The sequence below is a fragment of the Mucilaginibacter sp. P5_A6 genome (assembly GCF_056400585.1).
On record NZ_JBFUKZ010000018.1, the window covers coordinates 78034 to 97194 of the forward strand.

The 19161-nt window shown below is 42.3% G+C and carries 12 protein-coding genes; 4 read left to right on the top strand and 8 right to left on the bottom strand.

All coding sequences use genetic code 11. The features are described 5' to 3' along the window. Window positions 1-16 precede the first annotated feature (16 nt). The 4 genes from AC1DO4_RS18405 to AC1DO4_RS18420 all read left to right on the top strand — a co-directional run bounded on the left by AC1DO4_RS18405 (window position 17) and on the right by AC1DO4_RS18420 (window position 6299). On the top strand, window positions 17-1993 hold the full coding sequence (locus tag AC1DO4_RS18405; RefSeq protein WP_477418445.1) for a RagB/SusD family nutrient uptake outer membrane protein: 1977 nt from the start codon (window positions 17-19) through the stop codon (window positions 1991-1993). A 48-nt stretch (window positions 1994-2041) separates the two neighbouring features. Further along, window positions 2042-3238, top strand: a complete 1197-nt coding sequence (locus AC1DO4_RS18410) for a DUF5000 domain-containing lipoprotein (RefSeq protein WP_477418447.1) — start codon at window positions 2042-2044, stop codon at window positions 3236-3238. 38 nt (window positions 3239-3276) lie between these two features. Further along, a complete protein-coding gene (locus tag AC1DO4_RS18415; RefSeq protein WP_477418449.1) occupies window positions 3277-4527 on the top strand; it encodes a DUF4998 domain-containing protein in 1251 nt (416 codons plus the stop codon). A 419-nt stretch (window positions 4528-4946) separates the two neighbouring features. Next, complete coding sequence (locus AC1DO4_RS18420; protein WP_477418451.1) at window positions 4947-6299, top strand: OmpA family protein; 1353 nt, start codon at window positions 4947-4949, stop codon at window positions 6297-6299. A gap of 870 nt (window positions 6300-7169) precedes the next feature. On the opposite strand, the gene AC1DO4_RS18425 is transcribed toward AC1DO4_RS18420, so the two are convergent. From AC1DO4_RS18425 to AC1DO4_RS18460, 8 genes are all read right to left on the bottom strand, one after another. Further along, window positions 7170-7997, bottom strand: a complete 828-nt coding sequence (locus tag AC1DO4_RS18425) for a hypothetical protein (protein ID WP_477418453.1) — start codon at window positions 7995-7997, stop codon at window positions 7170-7172. 125 nt (window positions 7998-8122) lie between these two features. After that, window positions 8123-9775 carry an alpha-glucan family phosphorylase gene (glgP, locus tag AC1DO4_RS18430; RefSeq protein WP_477418455.1) on the bottom strand — a complete coding sequence of 551 codons (1653 nt, stop codon included), beginning with the start codon at window positions 9773-9775 and terminating at the stop codon, window positions 8123-8125. An 83-nt stretch (window positions 9776-9858) separates the two neighbouring features. Then, window positions 9859-12243 carry a phosphoketolase family protein gene (locus tag AC1DO4_RS18435; protein WP_477418457.1) on the bottom strand — a complete coding sequence of 795 codons (2385 nt, stop codon included), beginning with the start codon at window positions 12241-12243 and terminating at the stop codon, window positions 9859-9861. Beyond that, window positions 12234-13436, bottom strand: a complete 1203-nt coding sequence (locus AC1DO4_RS18440) for an acetate/propionate family kinase (RefSeq protein WP_477418459.1) — start codon at window positions 13434-13436, stop codon at window positions 12234-12236. Before AC1DO4_RS18440 ends, AC1DO4_RS18435 begins: the two co-directional genes overlap by 10 nt. A 215-nt stretch (window positions 13437-13651) precedes the next feature. Further along, complete coding sequence (locus AC1DO4_RS18445) at window positions 13652-14506, bottom strand: universal stress protein (RefSeq protein ID WP_477418461.1); 855 nt, start codon at window positions 14504-14506, stop codon at window positions 13652-13654. A gap of 286 nt (window positions 14507-14792) precedes the next feature. Then, on the bottom strand, window positions 14793-16091 hold the full coding sequence (locus AC1DO4_RS18450) for an aminotransferase class V-fold PLP-dependent enzyme (protein WP_477418463.1): 1299 nt from the start codon (window positions 16089-16091) through the stop codon (window positions 14793-14795). 131 nt (window positions 16092-16222) lie between these two features. After that, entirely contained in the window at window positions 16223-16993 is a 771-nt protein-coding gene (locus tag AC1DO4_RS18455; RefSeq protein WP_477418465.1) for a 3-keto-disaccharide hydrolase, read from the bottom strand. A gap of 215 nt (window positions 16994-17208) precedes the next feature. Next, on the bottom strand, window positions 17209-19155 hold the full coding sequence (locus AC1DO4_RS18460; protein ID WP_477418467.1) for a c-type cytochrome: 1947 nt from the start codon (window positions 19153-19155) through the stop codon (window positions 17209-17211). Window positions 19156-19161: the final 6 nt, after the last annotated feature.

Genomic DNA, 19161 nt, shown 5'->3' on the forward strand with positions numbered 1-19161 from the left:
CTTTCAAATCAATTATATGAAAAGTAATTTTATACAAAAAATTAAGCATACAGCACTAAGTCACGCACCTAATGGGCGCATCGCCTTGCTATTGGTGGCTTTTATAGTGATTTTGCCGGTATCATCCTGCAAAAAATCATTCCTGGATGTAGTTCCTGATAACGTATCAACAATAGCCAATGCTTTTGTTTCAAAAACCGAGGCAGAAAAGTATTTGTTTACCTGCTACTCCTATTTGCCTACGGAAACCGATCCTACTTATAACGTTGGACTTACGGCAGGTGATGAGGTTTGGGTAGAAGACCCGGCAAATCACATCYGGTCAACAAACGTATTACAGTTACCAAGGGGTTTCCAAAACTCATCAGACCCTATAGCCAATTATATGAACGGTACCAGGGATGCAGCGGGAAACTACAGGGCTATACGCGATTGTAATGTTTTTATCGAAAATGTGAGCGACCTGACAAAGGTGCGCGATTTGGATGTTGATACCCGCGAGCGCTGGATTGCCGAAGCCCAGTTTTTAAAGGCTTTTTATCATTTCCAGTTGTTCAGGGCTTATGGGCCAATTCCTGTTATCGATAAAAACTTACCTATTGACGCGTCTATCGACGAGGTGAGGGTAAAACGCCGCCCGGTTGACGAAGTAGTGAACTACATAGCCGGTTTATATGACCTGGCAGCAGCCAAATTGCCTTTAACAATCAGGAATGAAGGCAGCGAACTTGGCCGCGTTACCAAAGCTGCCGCTTTAAGCATGAAAGCAAAATTACTGGTAACTGCTGCAAGTCCACTGTTTAATGGCAATCCGGATTATAATTCATTCAAAAACAAAGACGGCGAGCAATTATTTAATTCAACCTTTAGTGCCGAAAAATGGCGGCGTGCGGCTGACGCCTGTAAAGCAGCCATCGATTTCTGCGAGGCGCAAAATATACAATTGTATACATTCCCTGTGCCAACCACACCGCTTAGCCAAACTACCATGACGCAAATGAGCATCAGGAATGCGATGAGCGAAAAATGGAATGATGAGTTGATATGGGGCTTAACAGCAAATAATAATATCAACTACAATTCATTCTTCCAATCGATGTGTGCAGGCCAGTATGATTTTAATAATGCTGATGCCGCAAAATCGGCGAACCGTCCTTTGCTGGGACCTACCATAAAAATGGCCAAAATGTTTTATACTAAAAACGGCGTGCCTATTAATGAAGATAAAACGCTTGATTTTAGCAACATATCGCAATTGCGGGTTGGCAATCACAATGAACGTTTTAACATCAAAGAAGGAGAAACTACTGCCCGGCTTAATTTTGACAGGGAGCCACGTTATTATGCCGACCTGGGATTTGATCGTGGTGTATGGTATATGGCCAACAGCCCGACCAAAACCGACGAAGATACCTGGTGGTTGAAAGCGCGTGGTGCCGAAGTAGGCCAATCATCGCCAATACCAATTGCCGGCTTTTATATGAAAAAAGCGCTTAACTGGCATTACGAGTGGGCAACGGTTACCTATATCAATTACCCTTGGCCCGAAATGCGCCTTTCTGATTTGTATTTACTTTATGCCGAAGCATTAAATGAAGTACAGGGACCGGTAGCCGATGTATATACCTATGTAAACCGTATAAGGGCGAGAGCTGGTTTGCCTACCGTGCAGGATTCATGGTCAAACTTCAGCATCAACCCAACCAAATACACTACTAAAGACGGAATGCGATCAATCATTCAGCGCGAACGCGCCCTTGAGCTTTGTTTTGAAGGGCACCGCTTTTGGGATCTTTTGCGCTGGAAGACCGCAGGTGTTGAGCTTAACGGAAACGTAACAGGATGGTCGATAAGTGAAAATTCGCCTGAACTGTATTACCGTGAAAGGTCCATATATTCAAGGCATTTTGTAATCCCGCGTGATTATTTATGGCCAATACAGGAAAATGATTTACTGGTTAACCAAAACCTGGTTCAAAACCCTAACTGGTAAATGTATAGCAACAATATGTTTAATACTAAAAACATTAAAATGGAAACAATGAAATTTCGAGCTGCCTTATATATCGGATTATTAGCAATAATAGCAACCGGCTGCAAGCAGGAAACACTCAATAAGCCTACCGCAACCAATAACAACGCCCCCGGAGTTGTTAGCAACGTGCAGGTACAAAACCAAAACGGCGAAGCCAGTTTAACATACACGCTGCCTGGCGATGCCGATCTTTTTTACGTAAAAGCTGTTTATGAAACCTCGCCAGGCAAAACGCGCGAAGTAATTGCATCGCACTACACCAATACCTTAACAGTGGATGGTTTTGGCGATACCCTGGCACATGTGGTGAAACTATATGCGGTAAACTCGAGCGAAAAGGCATCGGCACCGGTTTCCGTTACCGTAAACCCATTAACCCCTCCCTATATACTTGCTTTCAGATCACTTAAAATCACCGCTACTTTCGGTGGTTTTAATGTGGCCTGCGATAACCCAAGTAAAGACAACCTGGCCATTGTACCGCTGGTTGATACGGCCAATAACAATTTATTTGTGCAGCCAAAAGGGATGGATAACATTTACAGTAACAGTATTTTAATTAAGGCCGCCGTGAGAGGGCAGCCTGCCGTTGAAAGAAAATACGCATTTTTTGTGAGAGACAGATTTTTAAACCGGTCCGACACTTTATTTTTAAAACTTACTCCTTTTTATGAGGAACAGTTTTCAAAACTCGACTGGTCGAGTTATACCCTGCCAGGTGATGCGATACCGCTTTATAATTACACAATTCCAAGCAAAATTTATGATGGAAACTTTACCGGCGGCTGGCCAAATTGTGTGTTTACCGAAGAGAAAGCAGGCAGCCCGCAAATGATAACCCTTGATTTGGGTAAACCGCGTGTATTCAGCCGTTTTATACTTAATCCTTTTATCGAGATTGGTAACGTATACTACGTAAGAGGAAATTTAAGGGACTTCGAGATCTGGGGATCAAACACGCCAAATGTGAGCGGTGCGCTGGATGCTTCGTGGACAAAATTAGTAACCTGTAACGTTGTAAAACCATCAGGGTCTCCATCTGGTACAGAAACTGCTGCCGATTACAAATATGCACACGATGGCTGGGGCTTTGATTTTCCGGCTGGGCTAAGCTCATACCGGTATATCAGGATCAGAAGCTTACGCAACTGGACAGGATCGTACTTTATGAGTATCAGCGAGTTTACCTTATTTGGAAAGTAGTAAATGTGTACAAGCACTTTTTCAATTAAATTTTGATTATGAAACATTATAAAATAACATCATACTTCCTTTTAGTGTTAACAGCGTTTGTCATGAGCGCCTGCACTAAAATGGATGATTATAAAAAGAAATACGAGCCGAACGGACCAATTATATACCCGGGCAAACTCGATTCGGTACAGATATTTTCGGGCAGGAACCGGGTGCTTTTAACCGGTCTTTTTACATCCGACCCTAAAATTGTAAAATATCGGGTATATTGGAACAGTAAACAGGATTCAATAGAAATACCGGTAACCCGCACATCGGGTGTTGATACAGCTAAACTGCTTATACCCAGTTTACCTGAAGGTATAATGACCTTCGAGATCCGCACTTATGATAATGAAGGGCATATATCTATCCCTGTTACTTTAGCAGGTAATGTATATGGCCCCCTGTACCAAAGTTCGCTCATCAATCGTGGCATAGCCAAAGCCGAACTACAAACAGATGGATCTGCCCTGATTAACTGGGCCGATGTAAATGCCGATGATGGGTTAATTTCGATGCGAATTAAATATACCGATGCCATCAATAAACAGCACGACACCTTAATTACATCTGAGCCAACCGATTTAAGTACCTCTCTGCCCAAATTTAAAGCGGGTAGCGCTATCAGCTACCGTACAACTTTCAAACCAACTAAAACGGCTATTGATACTTTTTATACAGACTATCAAACCCATACTGTAAAAGCCGAAGTAACCAGCATTTATTTATCAAACGTAACAAGCCCTTTTCAAAGAGCGACTTATGATGGAAGATGGGGAACGCTTGCAGCGCCATGGATTACAAATGCGGCCGCTAAAAATAAGGATAATGGCGTGAACGGTGGCTATAGCTCCGACGCGGGCGGGGTTATTAATTGGGAAACCTGGAATAATAGCCCCGTTGTAAATGGGATAATCTATCAACCTACATCTTCCCCGTTACCTGCAGGAGAGTATACCGTTTCATTTGATGCCTATTCAGAAGTTCAATTAAATTCTTCTGTTTATTGTATCGCTGCAGCGGGCGGGAACGGCCTCCCGGTACTTGCAGACCTCTCTACGGCATTAGGATCTGTTGCTATGTACAATGGAGCTACCGTGGGTAAAACGAATCCAACTTCCAGGGAAGTAAGAAGCTTTACGTTTACACTTACCACGCCGCAGGTGGTATCAATTGGATTTTTAGGAAACGTGGTTGGAAATGGCAATCCCGGCAACTATTTCCAGGTGTTTAGCATCAAACTATATAAGAACTAACCCCCGATTTTCAATAAAAGTAAGGCCGTCTCATAAGTAACTATGGGGCGGCCTTTTTTTATTAAAAGCTATTTATTCCTTTTTTTGATTAAACGCATTGAAGTTTACTAACTGATTGGTTTTCGATAACTTTTTTAAGCATAATATCCGCAGTTTGCAAGGCGCCTTCAACCCCCTGTGCATCAGCGTAAGCTTCGCCGCATAACACTCAATATTCATATTGCAAAACCCATAAAGGTTAACATCCAATGCAAAGAGAGTAATTACAACAACTGCTACGAAAGCGGTCCGCTTCTTTCCCAATCTATTAAATTAAATAAAGTTTCTCATACCGAAAACTTTTATCTTATTTATAGGTTATATAGCATATTAATTTAAAACATTTAGTGGTATTTCACTAAAAACAAATCTTAAAAACTATGAATTATTCTACATTAAAGAAAACAGTCGTATTGTCATTTGCTTCTTTGATGGTTATAGGTATGGCTAATGCTCAAACCGATTCCACCAAAACAGCAACTACTTCGTCTGAAACCACTACTCCAAAAGTATTTGGTGGTCTTGGTCAGTACAAAACATTTAGCATTGGTGCCAATGTTGGTGTTACTTCAGCAATGATCCCGTTTGGAACTGATGCAACATCTCATTTTAAACCTGCCCTTGGCTACGGTGTCTCTCTTAGGCAACAACTTTCACATCCATTTGGGTTACAATTAGATTTCCATGGCGGTAAAGTAAAGGGAGATAACAATGGCGATCCGGGCCATGGCTTTAATGGAAGCAGCTTTGAAACAACTTTTTAYTCTGGAACCTTAAGCGGAATATGGCAATTTGGAAGCATTAGCTTCYTACACCGTAAAAACGCAATTAACTTTTACACTTCTGCAGGTGCCGGCTTAGCATTTTACCACCCAACCTGGGTTGACAATGCTGGTACAGCTCTGGCTWACACTAATACTGATGGTTCTAAACATTATGTAAAAGAATTAATYGTTCCGRTTGGTGTTGGTGCTAAAGTTAAATTATCTGATGCACTTGCCCTTAAYATTGGCTATACYGCCAACTTTATTGATGGCTACAACTTTAGCGGTTTCMAWACTACCAGGRGYGGACAAGCCTATAAAGAYCATTWYGCTTATGCTTATGGTGGTTTAGAGTATACTTTCGGTTCAAAATCTAAACCGAACATTGATTGGGTTAACCCAATTGCTATAATGTATGATGAATTGTACGATGCTGCTTTACGCCAGGAAGTAGAAGCTTTAAAAGGCCGTGTTACCAATGTGGAAACTGCTGTTAACGACCTGAAAAAAGATTCAGACGGTGAYGGTGTGGCTGATCAGTTTGACAAATGCCCGGGTACTGCTGCAGGTAGCGTGGTTGATGGTTCTGGTTGCGTTATTGTATTCCCTAAAGATACTGTTGCTGCTGCTGCCCCTGTGGGTACTGCTTACTCAAACATCCAGTTTGAATTTGACAGCTCAGTATTACGCACTTCATCTTACCCWGTATTAGATGCTACTTCTGCCGACTTAAGGGCTGCTGGTAAAGGTGTTGAAGTTGATGGTTTYGCTTCATCTGAAGGTACTGCTGCTCACAACTTACAATTATCAAAAGATCGCGCTAACTCTGTAAAAACTTACCTGGTTAACTCTGGTGTTGATGCTAAAAAAGTGAAAGTAAAAGGCTTTGGTGAAACCAAMCCTATTGCTGATAACTCAACCGAAGAAGGACGTGTATTAAACCGTCGCGTTCAGTTCAAACAAAAATAATTTTYAATAAAACATTATTTGYGAAGGCTCCGGATAACCCGGAGCCTTTTTTGTTTTTACACAATTTAGGATTTTGTAGGGATGAACACACAGAAAACGGACAGTAGGACTTACAGAGCTGCCCTGTACAGTTAGGGATTATTAATGTTGTGTTTATTTTTATAGGTATTAATGAGCTCCCTGCGGTCGGTTATCTTCGTGCCTATTATAAGTTACTGATTGTCAGTACGTATTTTTTTTACACATGAACCTCTTACCCGTCATACGAGGAACGAAGCAATCCCCGATTTACAGAGTAGCTTTGCAAATCCGATCTGTATTTTGAGGATTGCTTCGTCGTACCTCCTCGCAATGACGTGATTTTAATTTGTTGATTATCAGTCTATATTTTAACTAACCTACGATATGAATTGTGAAATTTAGCGAAATTGAAATGATGTTTCAGCATAGTGACGAGCCGACTCACCCCGACAACGCTGCGCTTGTCACCCCTCTCTCCGCTTCGCGCATAGAGGGGATTTGAAAAATAAATAAAAATGTTTTAAACCCTCTTTCCAACGAAGTTGAAGAGAGGGTCGGCCAGCGAAGCCTAGCCGGGGTGAGTCGTTGCCAGCATGCAAAGCCGATTGCTTGGTTTAAACCCAGCACGTCATCCCTTTTTTTCCAGGATTATCCTGGTACCTCCTCGCAATGACGATCACGAGGTGATTGTGGTATCCATACACGTCATTACTGTTTTTTCCAAAATTTATCTGGTGAGTTTCTCGCTATGACACATGAATATGCGCTTAAGCGGGCGGCACGGCTTCAGTGTTTTTTAAAAATGATTTCCATTGGGGCAGACAGGTTTTTTCTCTGATCAATTTTGTTTTAATAAGGAAAAATGAGTACCGGAACGATAAGGTTTGCAGGGAGTTTATCTGTTATATTGTTACCTATTATTTCTACAAAATGATAGCGGTGATTAACCATAACCAGCAGATCATTATGCAGGCCGTTTTTTAAAACATCCACGGCAATAGATATGTTTCTTTCCCTGATATTGTTAAAATACAATTGGTCGTAGTTAACATTCTTAGCTATCTCTGTACTAAAAACATCAAGAGCGTATTTTTCTTCCATATGAGGCAGGCCCTTTGCCGATATATGAGCAATGGAAAGGTTTGCACTTATAACCTTTGCCATTTCGGCCAGGTACCTTACAATGTGTAACCGGCAATAGCGCAGATCAGCAATGTAAACAATCCTTTCAATATCCTTTATTTGCCAGTTAGCAGGTATCAGCATCAACGGGCAAAGCATTTTGTTCAATAAATAATTTACGTTTATTTTAAAGATTGAGGAGGGACTATCATCGCCCATACCTTTAACCATCAGCCATATTTGTTCTTTGTTAACAAGGTGCGCAAGTTCTGTTTCATTGATATTTGAAATATCAATTTCTTTTACCTCTGGCTTAAAAGTGTTCTCATCATCATGAGGCACCAACAAATGGGGTATTACTTCTTCAACAGGCAATGAGCTATCGGGGTAATCAAACCGGTTTCCTGCTAATACATTTTCAAAAACTTTTTTATTTACTTCACAGGTATTAGCTATAATGACATTCGCATAATTTTTTTCGGCCATTAATTTTGCAAATGCTATAGCATGGCATGCTTCTGCAGAATGATCATTTATTACAAGGATTGTTTTCATAGTTGAAGAGAATAAAGGTTATAGATATTAGCTGTAAAGTTTAAGAATTACTTACAGCTAACTAATGACCTTAGTCACGTAACAACCTGCTCTTCATCACCATTCAGGCTTAGCAAACAATATAATTAAACTTTATATAGCACTTCGTAATACTCCGCAGCCATTCTTGCTGATTCAAATGCCGGCACAACATCCTTGGCACCTTCTTTTATGATTTTTAACCATTTTTTTTGATCATTATAGTACAGTGGTAAAACCTGTTTTTCTAAAATTTCAAGAAGGTTATGGTTTTCTACCGTGTTTTTCTCGTCGTATGGAAGCTCATCTGCTGCAGGTTGTATAATAAAACAGTTTTTCTTATCCCTGGCAAATTCCGGCACCCAGCCATCAGGTAATGAAACATTGATTACACCATTCATAGCAGCTGTCATTCCACTCGTGCCAGATGCCTCCCTGTACATTTGGGGGTTATTTAGCCATACATCCGCACCTTTTTTGAGTTGCGCAGATAAGTCGAGCTCATGGCCGGTTAACACAGCACAATTAGGGAAGTGCTTTGTTTTTAATATAATTTGATTAAATAAGTTAACGGAGCCGTCATCTCCCGGATATGGCTTGCCAGCCCAGATGATCTGTACGGGCATTTTTTTGTTATTAACAAGTTTCAGAAATCTGTCCCAATCGTACATAATCAAATCGGCCCTTTTATAGGTTGCAAATCTCCTTGCCCAAACAATGGTTAGTACATTTTCATCAAATATTTTCCCGCATTGATCTGCAACTATTTTAAAAAGGGCGCCCTTCAATTCTTTTTTTCTTTCGGCAATAACCAGGTCATCACCCTTAGTAATGGCTGTGTTTAATTCCTTATCTACCCAGTAATTTTTATTTTGCGCATTTGTTATGGAAGTAATTTCGCAAATGCCGGGATTACTGCCCCACATTTGCCTGGCTACTTCACCATGTAGCTTTGAAACCCCATTGGCTTTACCTGCAAATTTTAAAGCCGCCAGAGTATAATTAAATCCTCCGCCGTTTAAACTTAATAATGACTTAGCCTCATGCTGGTCCATCTGGTAAAAAAACGACATATCATTTAGCAGTCCATAATTGTGTTCTTCATTCCCGGCCATTTCTGGTGTGTGGGTAGTAAACCTTACCCTTTTCTTTACTTCGCTAAGCTTATTGAACTTCTTGTACAGATAAAACCCGAGGGGTATAGAATGCCCTTCGTTCATGTGGTAAACACCGGGTACTATTTTTAAAGCATCTAATAACATTGCCCCACCAATGCCTAAAACTATACTTTGGGCTATCCGCGTAGTTTCATTTGCATCGTATAAGCGGTGTGTAATTGAGCGCGATACTTCATCATTTTCGGCAATATCGGTACTTAGCAAAAACAGCGGCGCTGTACCAAAGGTTTCGGGCTTTAATAAATATGCCTTAACATAAACAGGTGCGCTGTGAATATAAACCGTTAAAACAATCCCGGTATCCTGCAAAAATGAGTATTCCTTTTTAATAAAGTCCGGTTTCATTAGCGCACTGGTACCTCTTACCTGGTCGTAATAACCGTATGTCCAAAGCATGCCAATACCCAGTAAATTTTGTTTTAACTCGTACGCACTGCGTAAATGCGAGCCAGCCAGGAAACCCAAACCACCGCTGTAAATTTTTAAAGATTGGTCAACGGCAAACTCCATTGAAAAATAAGCCACACCCGCTTTATAGTTTTTGTTTGGCACGTAGCCAAAGATTTCCTTTTTATTAATCATTATTGAAATTTACCCAAATAACCCGGAATAACCTTATATAGTTTTATTTATATAATATTTTAATGCTATATGATTATACGCCATTAGTTGCCTATAAGTTCACTTTCGTTTACCGCAGTCCATTTCCAGTTTTTTATTTCTGGCATATCATCCAGGTATTGACAGATATATTCATGGTGCTCTTTAAGTTTTGCATCGCACCAGGCAATAAACGCATCGGCCTGCTGGTGCAGTTGGGGTACACGCTTAACTGCCTCCATAGCTAAATGATAGCGGCTCATTTGGTTTAACACTACCATATCAAACGGCGTGGTTGTTGTACCCTCTTCCATATACCCTCTTACATGAAATCTCGCCGGATCTGGCCGGCCATGCACCAGGTCATGAATGATGCGTACATAGCCATGAAAAGCAAAAATAACAGGTGCGTTATCTGTAAATAGTGCGCTAAACACTTCCTCACTCATTCCGTGGGCATGATATGCAGCAGGTGATAAGGCCATCAGATCAACCACATTAACCAGCCGGGTTTTAAGATCGGGAAAATATTGTTTAAGTATCCAGGCGGCGGCCACAGCTTCAAGCGTGGGTACATCTCCGGCACATCCCAATATTACATCAGGCATTTCGTTGTTACAATTACCGGCCCATTTCCACTCAGAAGCGCCCATAGCACAATGCTTTACTGCTTCATCCATGGTGAGCCATTGCAATTCGGGCTGTTTACCTGCTATTACTACGTTTACATAATCCTTACTCCGCAGGCAATGATCCATCACCGATAAAAGTGTATTAGCATCTGGTGGTAAATAAATCCTGGCAACCGTGCTTTTTTTATTAATAACAGTATCAATAAAACCCGGCCCCTGGTGGCTATAACCATTATTATCCTGCCGCCATACATGTGAAGTTAGCAGGTAATTTAAGGAGGCTACGGGTTTGCGCCACGGTAATTCATGGGCAGTTTTCACCCATTTGGCATGCTGGTTTACCATAGAGTCAACTATGGTTACAAACGCTTCATAACAAGGAAAAAGCCCATGCCTGCCGGTTAAAAGATAACCTTCAAGCCATCCTTCACAAAGATGCTCGCTTAAAACCTCCATAACACGCCCATCTGGTGCAAGCTTCTCATCCGTAGCAAATATCTCTTTCATAAAGCAACGATTAGTTACTTCAAACACAGCCTCCAAACGGTTTGAGGTTGTTTCATCAGGACAAAAAAGGCGAAAATTTCTGTTCTCCTGGTTAAGCTCAAAAACATCGCGGAGATATTTCCCTAAGTTGCGGGTACTTTCGGCTTCAACTATGCCCGGAGTGGTAACACGCAGCTCATAATCCTTAAAATCGGGCAGCTTTAATTCTTTTAGCAACAGGCCGCCATTTGCAAATGGTATTGCACTCATGCGTTTATTACCTGTTGGTGCAAGTTCTGCAAGTTCTGGAATAAGCTTGCCGTTCTTGTCAAATAATTTTTCGGGGTTATAACTTCGCATCCACTCTTCAATCACTTTTAATTTTGCAGGATCTTCCTTTGACCCGGTTAACGGAACCTGGTGCGAGCGGAATGTATTTTCAATCGGCACGCCATTCCATTCTTTTGGCCCGGTCCAGCCTTTTGGTGTTCTTAAAATAATCATTGGCCAGCAAACCGGCGTTATAAAGCCATCCACCCGCGCTGCATACTGAATCCTCCTAATTATTTCATAAACACGATCCAATGTTTCTGCCATTTGCCGGTGTACAGCCATAGGGTCATCCCCCTCAACAAAAAACACCTCGTATCCATATCCTGTGAACAATGCCCGCAGTGCATCGTCATCCATTCGCGCCAACACGGTTGGCCCCGAAATTTTGTACCCATTCAGGTGTAAAACAGGTAAAACGGCTCCGTCTCTTGCCGGATTTAAAAAAGCAACAGATTTCCAGCTACCTTCCAACGGACCTGTCTCGGCCTCCCCGTCGCCCACAACACAGGCAGCTATCAGGTCGGGGTTATCAAACACAGCGCCAAAAGCATGCACAAGTGAATATCCCAGCTCGCCGCCTTCATGAATGGAACCGGGTGTATGTGCACTTACATGGCTGGGGATACCACCTGGCGTAGAGAATTGCCTGAATAATTGCAGCATTCCTTCTTCATTTTGCCCTACCCGCGGATATATTTCCGAATATGTGCCCTCGAGGTAGGTATGTGCAATTATGGCCGGCGCTCCATGACCCGGGCCGCATATGTATAAGATATCTGCGTCCGTTTCTTTTATAAGCCGGTTAAGGTGTACGTATACCAGGTTTAATCCTGGTGATGTGCCCCAGTGACCGAGTAATCTTGGTTTAATATGCGCGGGCTTTAACGGCTCTTTTAACATTGCATTATCCTGCAAATAAATTTGCCCGGCAGATAAATAGTTAATAGCCTGCCAGTAAGAATTCATTTTTTCCAAATCGTAGTTCACTATCAGTTGCATAATTCTTTTGTTTTAATGTTATCAATAATGGTTTGTGTATGTTTAGCAATCACCCATTCCTCATCTGTTGCTATAGCTTTTACCTTAACCCGGCTTTGTTCGGTTGATATAACTTCCTGCGGGTTATAATTAAATTTTTGATCGATTGATATCCCCAGAAAATCAAGTTCACTACAGATCCGCTCCCTTATTATTGCTGAATTTTCACCTATCCCCCCTGTAAATATCAGTACATCGAGCCCCCCCATTGCCGCGGCCAGTGCCCCAATGCATTTTCGGGCGTTGTAACAAAACACCGCAAGAGCCTCCCGGGCCCTGGTATCTGTTGCTTCATTTTTTAACAACTCCTGCACATCACTGGTGCCGGCAATGGCTTTTAAACCCGATTGTTTACTTAACAGATCATCTATTTCATCGGGTGTTAGTTTTTCTTGTTTAAGCAAAAACAATATTACCCCGGGGTCAAGATCACCAGAACGGGTTCCCATTACCAGCCCACCCATGGGACTGAGCCCCATTGTGGTATCGATGCCAACCCTGTTTCTTACAGCTACCATACTTGCACCATTACCCAAATGCGCTATTACAATTTTTCCGTTTGGAGCTGATGTTGCTTTTTGCGCCATCATTATATATTCATATGATAAACCGTGAAAGCCATATCGAATAAGCCCTTTATCTGCGAATTTTGATGGCAGCGGATAGTATTTTGAACAGAAAGGCATATCCTGGTGAAATGCGGTATCAAAACAAGCCACTTGGGGTATACCCGGGAATGCGGCTTGAAATAATTGAATCATCTTTATTTCATTAGGCAGATGATTGGGCGCCAAATAAATAAACTCATTTAGCGAGTGTAATAATTCGTCTGTTATAATTTCAGGGGTGCGATGATTGGGACCACCTTGTACAAGGCGATGCCCTATAGCTATGATATCATACTGTTGCTGATTATTTTTAAACCAGCTGATTAGTTCTGTAGCGGCATTAAATTGATCTTCAAAATTCTCAACCAATTTAAATACTGGCTTATCATCACTGTTTCTTATTACAAGCTGACCAGTTTGGGTACCAATATGATCTACGGAGCCGTATAATGCCAATTTATTTGAGCCGGATATATATAGCTTAAACTTTAAGCTGGATGAGCCGCCGTTAATGGATAGTATGTATGAATTTGCTTTTTCGAACATTTGATTAATGAGAAAAGAACAATTAGTTAGATGGCAGTTTTAATTACCGGTAAAGCTATATGATTACGTACCGCTAAAAAATGATGCACTGCTATGGTAAACAATGACGGTGGTCACCTTATGCGAGTGTTAATTTGATTGGTATTTTTTTCCTTAATAACCTAAAAAGCCCCGTTGCGCGGAGCTTTTTAGGTTATTATTAACTATATATATCATTAATTTTGTGAGTGAAATACAAGTAGTGGAATTTCTATCCGGCTTGCCATTTTTTGTGTAGCGCTTCCGTTTAACAAACCATGTAAAAAACTATGCGAGTGATGCACCATCGCCAAAATATCAATGTGGCCAAATTCACACAACCAGTTTAAGCCATCGGTAGCCCTGGCGCCCTCGCAAATGCGGTAATATATATGAGGATAATTGCTTTTGTTTGATAACTCATTCAGGAATGGCTCTATAAGTTCTTTAAAACCACCTGCTGGCTCTTTATCTTTAACTACATGAGTAATCAGTATTTCGGCATCCAGCATCCTGGCAACCGGTATCAGTTCATACACAAATTTCAAATCTTCTTCAGGATGTTTAAAATCCGTAGCAAAAGCAATTTTCTTTATAGGTTTGATAGCAACCTTTGGAGGAATTAGCAGCAGGGGTTTTGAAACGTAATCAATAGCTCCTTTGGCATGATTTCCTAAAAGAACTTTACTCAGGCCGCTGCCATGAGTTCCCATAACTATTATATCAACATCCTTATTTTCAAACCCTTTTAGTATGGTGTTAAAATCGCCCATTTCGTTAACACAGGTAATTTTAGGTTTAACCTCATCCCTTAAATCCTCACCCTCTAACCTGGCGGCCAATTTCTTAAGCTCCTGTATGCTATCATCCATTATATGCTCATAATCGTCCATTGGCCAAATTACCATGCCGGCTTCGGGCATGGCGGCCGGAACCATGAAGGCATTACACAATATCATTTTAGCTTTAAGATGTTTTGCCAGGTTATAAGCGTATTCAGCAGCATGCGTTGCATTGTCTGAAAAATCGGTTGGGACAAGTATTGTTTTCATCGTTATTGTCAATTGATTTTATAACATAAAATTCTGAAATAACCATTCATTAATTAATGACGATGGTCATTTGAATTAATGATATTTAACAATAAACAGACTTCTGATTTACCCCTCCAATAACTAAAAAGATCCGGAACATCTGATATACTTATAAACCAGATAATGAGGGATTTGTTTAATTTTTGTTTAATTATTTAGCTTGAAAATGCTGATCAATACGATGCTGTCCCCTAAATTCAGACCGGAGTAATTTTTGCTTAAAGCAGGAGGGGCCAGATAGATATTATCCTGTCTTTCCGGCTATTTCGGTAATTGCTTTTACCAGTTTGTCCAAATCGGCAATTGTGGTATACACATGCGGGGTTATGCGCACACAGCTAACGTTTTCAAACACGATGGATACCGTATGGATCTTATACTGGTTAAACAGCGCTGCCTCCAGTTGTGCAGGGGTTATGTCATCAACAGATACGCCGCATATGGCACATGCATATTCGGGTTTCAGCGAAGTGTGCAGTTTTACTTTGGGCAGGTGCTGCACTTTGGCCGCCCAGTAGTTTTTAAGGTATCGGATCCGTTCCTCCTTACGTTTGCTGCCAATAGCCAGCTGAAAATTTACGGCCTCGCCAATCCCCTGCTCTATCGGGAAGCTACGTGTACCCAGGTTTTCAAATTTACGAATATCGGGGCCCTGGGGATTGTCGTCGCACAACAGGGGCAATACTTTAGCAATTTTGTCTTTTTTAATCCACATCATCCCGCTGCCTATAGGTGCCGAGAGAAATTTATGCAAACTGGTACCAAAGTAATCACAATTAAGATCGGGGATCTTAAAATCCAATAGGCCGAAAGAGTGCGCTCCATCAACAATAACCTCGATGCCGCGGGCATGGGCCATATCGCATATTTTGCGAACCGGCATAATCTGCCCCACATAATTAATGATGTGCGTAACGTGTATCAGTTTTGTTTTGGGGGTGATAGCATCCTGGTAGGCTTTTACAATTTGCGCCTCATCCTCAATCGGGAAATCAAAGGTTAGTTGTTTGTATATAATCCCTTCGCGCAATGCCCGCTGACGATACGCCTGCACCATATGCGGATAATCCAGTTTGGCGCCTATCACCTCGTCGCCGCTTTTTAGGGGCAGCCCGTATATAATGGTATTAAGCGATTCGGTAGCATTGCGGTTAACGGCAATCTCATCGGGCAGGGCGCCGGCAAGCAGGGCCAGTTTCTCGCGCAGAGGTTCGCGGCCCTGGTCAAGTATGCGCCACATATAGTATGAAGGGCCTTCGTTAGTTAGCTGGTTATACCGCTCCACGGCCTGCTGCACCACCAACGGCGAAGGCGAAACGCCCCCGTTATTAAGATTTATGATATTGGTGCTTACCGAATACGACCGCTGGATAACGCCCCAGAAATCCTCATCCTGCGCCACCTGTTGCGGTGTTAAATGGGTAATTTTATTTTCGGCAGATCTCCATTCATGAGCATGCGCCTGGCTAAACAGGCTGGATGCCGAAAAAGCGCCGGTAAGCACAGCCGCCTGCCTGATAAAACTGCGTCGGTTATTGGTCATGAACGAATTTAGCGTATTGACCGCATACAAACAAGCACCGTATAAAGTTTAGCAGAAGTAAACAGGTTATAAAAAAACAGCCTGGGGCGTTTGATAGCCAGGCTGTTCAAATTATTTATAAAGTGTAGGCTTTACAGCTCCCTTACCCAAATATTCCGGTAGCTTATCGGCTCGCTTTTGTCGCCATGGGCCTGTAATTTAATAGGTTCGGCGCCATGTTTACGGTATTCGGGCTGGCCAATATATGGGGTATCGCCTTTTAAGGCCGTGTTGTTTTGAACAAGCACCCCATTATGCAAAACCGTTGCCCGCGCTGCCGATTTTAAAGTTCCGTCTTCGTTAAAGCGCGGCGCTGTCCATATCACGTCATAATACTGCCATTCGCCGGGTTTGCGGCAGGCATTTGCCAATGGCGGCGATTGTTTGTACAAACTGCCTACCTGGCCGTTAACATACGTTTTGTTATTATAGTTATCAAGCACCTGCAGCTCGTATCCACCGGCGCCCCATGGTAACGCAGCCAGGAAAATACCGCTGTTGCCCCGCCCCTGTCCGCTGCCTGTAATATTTGATGGGATGCGATATTCGATGTGCAGCTGAAAATCCGTAAACTTTCTTTTGGTTTGAATATCGCCTGCGGTTTTATCAACCGTAATTATTTTGCCGGCAACCTTCCATTTATGTGCCGATGTGGAATCATTAGTGGCAACCCATTCATCCAGGTTTTTGCCATCAAATAAAACGATGGCATCGGACGGTGCCCCGCCCACGTTTTTGGCCGGAGTTACCACAGCCGGTACCGGCGACCAATATTCGGTATCTTCCGGTTTCCCGGTTTGCTGCGCATGAGCTGTTATTGCCGAACCGGCCAATAACACTGCGAACATTACAAGTTGTTTCATTTTTAGGATATATTTATAATTAGCGTAAATAAAAAACAATGTATGGCAAAGGATCAAGGGTCAGGATGAAGTCTGGTAAAAAGGTTTTTTTCCAGACCAAAGGCCCGCGCCAATAATTTTAATGACCGTGATGGACTTTCATCGTTTTTCTCAATTTTTCTTGATTTTTCTCAATTTTTATATGTTGATTGTCGATTTATTTCTCATAATTCTCATTATTTGGCAAGCGATTTTATCCAAAGCGCTATCTTCCTGGCTTCCTCTTTAGGCACCTGTGGCATCGGCGGCATCGGGGTCGAATAATCCGGCCAATGCTCGGGCTTAGGGTTACTGATCAGCTGCACCAGCTCATTTACACTGTATTTTCTTTTTGCTACATCCGAGTAAGCCGGGCCAACCTGGCGTTTACTGGCACTATGGCATGACAGGCAGGTGTTTTTCAGTAACAGTGGTTTCACTTCATCATAAGTTGGCACCGCACTGGCCGCAGTTAAAAGTTTTCCTTTCTTTGACGCTGAAAGTGAGGCTGTTTTTATCGCTTTAGATGAATTGATAGTGCTCACTTCGCTCATTGACAGTTTTTGCCCTTCGGGAATATTGTTGAGGGTGTAGTATGCTGTTGGGTGAATGAGGTTAAAATAGTTCTCCTTATCGCGGATCCCGTCAAGAGTAATGGTATGGATATAATATTTGCGCAGGTTATTCACTATAAGCCTTGCCCTTAAGCCATCCGCTGATACTTTAACGCCTACTATAGGGCATTTTTGGGTATTTACCGGGGGACTGCCATACACACCGTGATATTTATAAATATAACTTTCTACTGAGTAGGAAGCTAAATCGCCGGCAACCTTCTTATCCACCGGTTTGGTAAATTCAATTTCAAAACCATCCGGCATAGCGCGAATAGCCCTCATTTCAAAGGGGACCTTATTGTTCCATACCAAACGTTGTAAACCCATGGTAGCCTCTCCTGCAGATCCCCAGCCGCGGTTAGTTTCGCCTGCTGCCAGCGAACCATCTGGTAACCAGGCAAGTCTCACAATACCCGATTGAAAACCGCTCCTGAAAGCCCATGCCGCACCCTGGTATTCGCCGTTAACTTTCTCTAAAAAGATCCTGTCAATCATACTTTGTCCCTGGTCGCATACCAGCAACTGGCCTGCAAACGGCCCGAAAGCGTCTTCGGGTATTTTCACAATTTCGGAGTTGGAAATTCCCAATATGCCATGGGGCAACCAAACAGCGGGTAGAGTTAATTCAGGAATCTCCTTTTTTACCTCAAATTCGGTCCTGAATTTTTCGTTAACAATATTTTGTGGCTTAAACGGTTGACCGTCTTTATCAAATTCAATTCTTGGATTGTTTTTGGCAAAGAATTGTTCCGGCGTAAGTTTTAATGGTGAGTTTGGCAAATTAGCCCATACCAAACTTGATGGATGCCCCATAAAAGCCCCCTTCTTAACCTGCATAATACTGCCCGAGCCAACCCAATCACCCTGGTTATCACTGTACCACAATTCCCCGTCAATCATGCTGATGCCGCAAGGTGAGCGAAAACCGGCAGCCCATGGTGTAACCGTGCCATCTTCCTTAATATTGAGGGCCCAGCCTCTCCACGGTACAAAACTTTTGGGGTGCCACCAATCAGGCGGGAAACCAAGGTTCAGGGTAACAAAGAAAGACCCGTCGGGCGCTATCTTAGGTCCAAAGCTGTATTCATGATAATTACCAGATAAAGGCCAGGCATAAATGGTTTCAAAAACATCGGCCTTGCCATCCATATTGGTATCAACCAGTTTGGTAAGCTCACCACGTTGTACCACATACAAAGCGCCATTTTTCCAGGCAGCGCCCAAAACCTCATGCAGTCCCGACGCGAATTTGCGGAAGAAAGGATGCTGGCTGGTTGGATTCTCCACCATAAAAATATCGCCGCGACGGGTGGTTACAGCAAGTGTTCCATTGGGTAAAGTGCACAAACCACCAACTTCCAATATAGTGCCCTCGGGTGCGGGCACTTTCATAATCTTAAAATAATCATCCTCTTTAGCCGATTCGGCCTGAGCGTAAGTATTTGGGGTATAATTTAAAAGAGCGGCAATTATAAGTGCAGTAAATAATGTGGCCCTGTTTATCATTTGTTTTAGTGTATAATTCATAACGAA